Source organism: Archaeoglobus neptunius, from assembly GCF_016757965.1.
GTDB classification, from domain to species: Archaea; Halobacteriota; Archaeoglobi; order Archaeoglobales; family Archaeoglobaceae; genus Archaeoglobus; species Archaeoglobus neptunius.
The window spans coordinates 122,140-128,314 of sequence record NZ_JAEKIW010000009.1 but is presented as its reverse complement, the minus strand read 5'-3'; the positions used below and the strand labels follow the sequence as shown (position 1 = coordinate 128,314).

Genomic DNA, 6,175 nt, shown 5'->3' with positions numbered 1-6,175 from the left:
TGTGCACCCTTTCGTATATGTCTCTGAAGGTGTATCTTTTCAGATCCCTGTAAACAACTTCCTGCTTCGGGGCGTAATTCACACCGCTCTCAAAAATGTGCTTTATTAAGAGCTGGTAGTTGTATGCAACCATTTATCTCACCACCAACAGACTAAACCAGCTTTAAATGGGATATCGAGATTATTGACAGGTAATATATCACCAAAAACAGGACGATGAGTCCTGCCCTTTCCAGATAGCTGAGGTTCCTCCTGAACCATCCGTGAACAGCGATGGTTATAATGGACAGTTCAACCAGAGTGATAACAGTGGCCACAAGGATGTCTAAGGGCGAACCGTGCAAAACCAGTCCGGGAAAGATAGCAAAAAACCACGGGATTATGAAAGCGGGAAGACCAATCTTCAGAGCCTCCACCGAAGTCTTGAAGGGGTTGGATTTTGCAATACCTGCTGCCGTGTACGATGCCACGGCCACCGGAGGTGTAATTGCTGAGATAATCCCGTAGTAAAACGGGAAAAAGTGTGCTGCAAGTTCAACAACACCCAGCTTGATTAAAGCCGGAGCTACGAGAACTGCAAGCAAAACATAAACTCCAACCGTTGTCATCCCCATTCCCAGAACGAGTGCCGCAACCATGCACAGACCGAGCAAGAGGAGCAGGTTACTCTTAGCAACGCTGAGAAGAATAGAACTCATCATGTACCCGAGACCTGTCAGAGTAATAACACCCACGACAATTCCTGCAGAAGCGCAGGCAAGGGCTACCGGCAATGTGTTGATAACGCCTTCATAGAGGCCATCCACGAATGTCTGAATGTTCGATCTCAGGTTCCTGTCAACCAGAGCTATAACAAGCACCGACACAATTGCGTAAAAACCGGCAAGCATGGGTGTACTACCAGAAATAAGTACAGCAACAACGATAGCGAGTGGTAGAAAAGAATATGATTTTTTAAGGGCCTGTTTTAGCGGCGGACATTCCTCCTTCTTCATCGTTGGCAACCGAAATTTTCTGGCGAGTATGTGAACGGAGGTGCCCACTGAGAGGTAGTAGAGAATTGCTGGAATTGCTGCTGCCGCTGCAACCTTCAGGTACGGTATGCCAAGATACATCGCAATAATGAATGCAGAAGCTCCCATTATGGGTGGCATAAACTGTCCGCCACTTGATGCTGTGGCCTCAATTGCTCCGGCTGTTTCAGGTGGATAGCCCATCCTTTTCATCAGCGGAATTGTGACCGCACCTGTGGTGGCAACATTCGCCGCCGCACTCCCGCTGACACTCCCTATGAACCCGCTGCTGATCACGGCAACCTTTGCGGGGCCTGCCGTTCTTGAACCAAATAGGGCATACGCTATGTCAAACATGTAATCAGCCAGTCCTGTTTTCAAAAACAGACTTCCGAAAAGTATGAAAGCCACAATGTAAGTTGCCGATGCCCCGATGGGGATTGAAAAAATACCATTCAGCGTCAGAAACTGAACATCTGTGAAGGCAAAAATGTCGTACCCAGCATGGGTCAGGGGTTCGGGAAAATACTGGCCGTAAAAGGAGTAAATGATAAATAGAAATGTCAACACGGGCAATGGCAGCCCCATCGCTCTTCTTGTCACCTCCAGTATTGCAATAATGAAGACGAGACAAAGAATTGCCTCGAACCAGGTTGAAAAACCAGATTTCAGATAAAGTTCCTCAGAATGAGTGGCTGAATAAATCCCAACCACAGCGACACACAGAATCAGGATTGCGTCAGTAATCTTAAATAAAGTTCTTTCTCCACCGCCCAGTGGATAGTGCAAGATTCCTATTACAAGAATGAAGGTAACAAATATGATCCTATGCTGATAGGCTTCAGGAAAACCCATCACAGTACCCAGAATAATGTACAGAGCGAGGAGCACGGATAAAATTTTCAAAGCTTTTTTTCTAAAATCATAAAAAAATAGGGATTTGAGGTTTATTTTTCCACCTCCCTTTTATGCATTACCTGTACTCAGGGGGAACCAGGTTGTCTGGAATCTCAAGGCCCTTCTCTTTGTAGAACTTATACGCACCGGGATGCAGTGGAACGGTAAGGCCCTTCAGCGCATTTTCAAGCTTCATGTTGTCACGATATGCCTGATGCAATTCGTAGAACTTCTCCTGATTATCCCACAGTATTTTTGTTATCTTGTAAACGACATCCTCCGGCAGATCAGCCCTACACACCCAGATGTTCCACAATCCCACAGACTGAACAGGCTCCGTCTGACCATTGTATACGTTAGCAGGAATTTCATACGCACTGTAAGCAGGATTTCTTTTCAGGAACTCCTCCAGCTTATCCTGATCGATACTGAGCAATCTTATCGGCTTCAGGGTGGAAAGATCAAGCAAAGTGCTGCTTGGAACAACTGTCTGCTGGACAATAGCGTCAAGATGTCCATCCTTCATCAGATCAACCTGATCCCTGTATCCGGCATATGTTATCTTACCTCCAGCCTTTTCAATATCATCCAGAGATATGCCGTAAACCTCCAGAACTTTTTCGAAGGTATATTTGCCCGTAAATCCTACCTTTCCCGGAGATACCCTCTTACCCAGCAAATCGGAGTATGAGTGAATATCACTATCTGCAAGAACCGCAACTTGGAGTGGAGATGGATAAACAGCGGCGATGGTTCTTATATTTTTGTAGGGCTTGTCAAAATTCCCTTTTCCATTGTAAGCCTGATATGTCGGCAGTGAAAACGTAATCGCAAGATCAAGCTGATTGTTAACTATCTTCCTGACGTTTTCTTCACCACCACCCACAGTGGGTGTGGCTTTGTATGGAGTATTGTCGGTGATGAGCTGGGCGTAAAGCGATGCTGCCGGATACCACAGTCCTCCGACAGGTCCACCTCCAACTTTGAGTACGGTTCCCGGCGGTAGAGAGGGTGTTGTAGCTGTCGCCTGAGGAGTTGTAGTTTCTTTTGGTGCCTGAGGTTGCGCACATCCGAGAACAAGAGCCCCCAGCAGAAGTACACCCAAAACCCACTTCAAATGTTCTTTTTTCATCAAAATTAATAACAAATAAACACTTATAAGTTTTTCGTTAAAAATTTTTGTAAATTTTTATCATTATAATTTATCTAGCAGAGTAAGACTGCATATCAAACGAAACTATTTTCTCAGTCTAATGACAAAAACCGCACCTTTCGGAATGTTATCTTCAACCCAAACCTCACCGTTGTACCTTTCAACAAGTTTCTTCACAAAGTGCAGACCAAGACCGGTTCTTGAGGTATCTCCGAACTTGAATCCCTCTTTGAAAATTTCGTCTTTGATCGCATTCGGAATTCCCTTACCGTAATCCGCAATTCTGATCTCACAGGTATCGGAGAACTCTTTTATGGTAACATCCACCCGATCACTGCCGCTGTGCTGGGCGGCATTTTGCAGTATATTCTCAAAAACTTCCCTCAGCCCATCGTCTGCAAAGGCCCTTCCCGACCCTCTGATTCTGATGTCGAGATCAAATTTTCTTGCCACCTCCTCCACAACCTTTCTGACATCTACCAGCTTCAGCTCACCCTTTTTTACCAGTTCCTCAAACGCTCTCATGTCTTTTATAATAGCTACACTTCGTTCAATGGAGTTTCTTACCTTTTTCAACATGGATTCATCCTTCATATCCTCGTAGAACTCAAGATACGCCAGAGCAGAGGTCAACGCATTTAAAACATCATGTCTCAGAATTCTGTTAATCAGGGAAAGCATCTCGGAAAGCTCCTTTAACCTCTCTCTATCCTCCTCAATTTCGGTTACATCTGTAAAGGTTACAATTGCCGCTTTCTTACCCTTCCACTTTATGCTCGCCCCTCTTACGATAACCCTCCTTTCTCTTCCATCCTTCCTCCTGACGGTGAGCCTGTAAGGACCAACATCCTCACCCTCCACCCATGCCTCAATTGCTTTCTCGAGTTTTTCCCTTTCGTTTTCGGGAACGATTTCCCGGAACTGTCTGGATATCAGGTCTTCTCTTGTATATCCCGTCAGCTCCTCGACAGCTTTGTTCATAAAAAGCCATCCGTCTTTGCCATAAACAACGACGGCAATCGGTATAGCCTCGGCAAGTCTTCTGAAATTCTCCTCTCCCTCTCTGGCAGCTTCCTCCAGCCGTTTTATTTGGGTGATATCTCGCCCCACAATAACCTTGAGCTTTCCAACTTTAATGCCCCCCATTGAGTAGGTCCTACCACCGAATTCGCAGATCTCACTCCTGCACTCTTCAGGAAGCTTTTCCCTCAAACCGAATATCTCTCTAGCCTTTCTGTTCATCTCAACGATTCGACCTTCTTCATCCACCAGCAGTATCAGGTCTTCTGAAAACTGAAGAACGTTCAACATTACGTCATAGAAGATACTGTATGCTATGGTATAGTCGAGTCTTTCAAAAAGCGGTCTAAGAGCCTTTAAGATTAAATCATCTATCCTGCCCCCCGTATGGAGCCTTAAAACAGAGCCGCTGAACTCTACCGAATCTTCGAATTCGGCATTTTCCGGTATTCTCACCTCAAGATTCAGTATTGGAACCTCTGCCCTAAACCATCTGAAGCCAAATCTTCTGATCAGCTCCTTTCCAAATTCCGTCAAAACACTCCTAATGTCTCCGGGACGGATCAGACTTTCCAGCTCAAACAGTGTGGCGATGAGGTCCTTGTCGTTCATCCCAATCCTCCCACGACCACAGTTTTGTTATGAAACTCCAGAAAACCATCATCACATCCGATCTCACCTATTGTCAGCGCACCGAACGTGTCCTTAAGGTACCGCAACTCCCTGTCCAGATCCTCTCCGAGAAATATCGCTCTCGATATGCAGTCAAAAGACAGGACAGCGTTTTCCACCGATTCCAGGCAATCTCTCGTAGCTTTGATAAGATCCTCTTTATCGCCGTGCATGAGTTTCAGAATGCAGTTCTGCGGAACGTTTCCGGCGCAAATTATACTGTCCCCATCCAATCCGATTGGGTCTCTGATTATGTCCTCCCCTTTCACCTTGGACAGTCCAAAAGGGAAAGCAAGTGCAACTTCAAAGAAGTTCTTTCTGCTGATCTGCACCCCACTAAGCTCAAGAGCCTCTCTATAAACTTCGAAAGCGGGCTTCCAGTCAAGTTCAATAATCCTCCTGCCATCCACTTCTGTTGAAATAAAGCTCTGGTCAAGTTCTCTCCAGCCATGTCTTACGGCTATATTAAAATCATGCGGAAGAAATGCAAGAAGTATACTTTCGGAAAAAAATCCTGCTCTATCGAAAAGGCATTTGATCCGACTTCTCATCGACCCTGCTCCACCGCCTATGTATTTAATCCTGTTTCCGAGTTTAAAGTAAATTTTCTCAATCAGACTTTCAATGTCAGCATGCAGTGCATCACCGAAGATCATCAGCGTTTTGCCCTCAACCCTGTCAACAACCCCCCTATAAACCTTAACCTCAAAATCAAACTCCACTGCAATTATCTTATCATCGTATCTTCTCCCATTGAATATTACTCCCGGAAATACAGCCCCAAAAACGTTCTCAGATTTGATTTCATTGAAATTTTCCCTGAACTGATTGTAAATGGCTTCCGGAACTAGGAGCATCAGGCTCTCGGATTTCACACTGCCAATCTCCTCTGGATTCAAAAGGTTCACATCCATGTACTGACCTCCGATATATTATCTGAAAAAGAGGATGAGTATATTTTCTTTTGCTTTCAAAAATGAAATAAATATTAAAATTACTCAATAGGAACTGTTTTCCTCTCCTTCCTTATCCGTGGTATTGTTATTTCGAGAACACCATTGTTGTATCTCGCTTTGACACCGTCCTTTTCAATGTCCGAGGGCAGGGCGATTCTCCTGTAGAACGTTCCCATCCTTCTCTCTTTTCGAATGTAATCTTTTCTTTTCTCTTCAACCTCCTCCTTCCTTTCTCCCCTTATAACAAGATCACCATTTTCAAAGTAGATCTCTATGTCCTCCTTGTTGAATCCGGGGATGTCTGCAATTACCTTGATCTGTTCTCCTTCGTCAATAACATCCACCGGCATTCCCAGTCTGTACTCCCTGAATTCGGGAACTCTGACGAACTCATCCATCAATCTGTTGAATCTCTCCTGCATCTTCCTGATTTCTTCAAACGGGTCCACGAACATTTTTCATCA

5 protein-coding genes are annotated in these 6,175 nt (G+C 44.9%); all 5 read right to left on the bottom strand.

All coding sequences use genetic code 11. The features are described from left to right. Positions 1-152: 152 nt before the first annotated feature. The 5 genes from JFQ59_RS08445 to JFQ59_RS08425 all read right to left on the bottom strand — a co-directional run bounded on the left by JFQ59_RS08445 (position 153) and on the right by JFQ59_RS08425 (position 6,166). Positions 153-1,919: a TRAP transporter permease gene (locus tag JFQ59_RS08445; protein ID WP_269140574.1), complete on the bottom strand. Its 1,767-nt coding sequence runs from the start codon at positions 1,917-1,919 to the stop codon at positions 153-155. A 67-nt stretch (positions 1,920-1,986) separates the two neighbouring features. Beyond that, entirely contained in the window at positions 1,987-3,042 is a 1,056-nt protein-coding gene (locus tag JFQ59_RS08440) for a TAXI family TRAP transporter solute-binding subunit (RefSeq protein ID WP_202319978.1), read from the bottom strand. 105 nt (positions 3,043-3,147) lie between these two features. After that, a complete protein-coding gene (locus tag JFQ59_RS08435; RefSeq protein ID WP_202319977.1) occupies positions 3,148-4,695 on the bottom strand; it encodes a PAS domain S-box protein in 1,548 nt (515 codons plus the stop codon). After that, positions 4,692-5,669: an FIST signal transduction protein gene (locus JFQ59_RS08430; protein WP_202319976.1), complete on the bottom strand. Its 978-nt coding sequence runs from the start codon at positions 5,667-5,669 to the stop codon at positions 4,692-4,694. Before JFQ59_RS08430 ends, JFQ59_RS08435 begins: the two co-directional genes overlap by 4 nt. Positions 5,670-5,749: 80 nt before the next feature. Next, positions 5,750-6,166 carry an Hsp20/alpha crystallin family protein gene (locus tag JFQ59_RS08425; RefSeq protein WP_202319975.1) on the bottom strand — a complete coding sequence of 139 codons (417 nt, stop codon included), beginning with the start codon at positions 6,164-6,166 and terminating at the stop codon, positions 5,750-5,752. Positions 6,167-6,175: the final 9 nt, after the last annotated feature.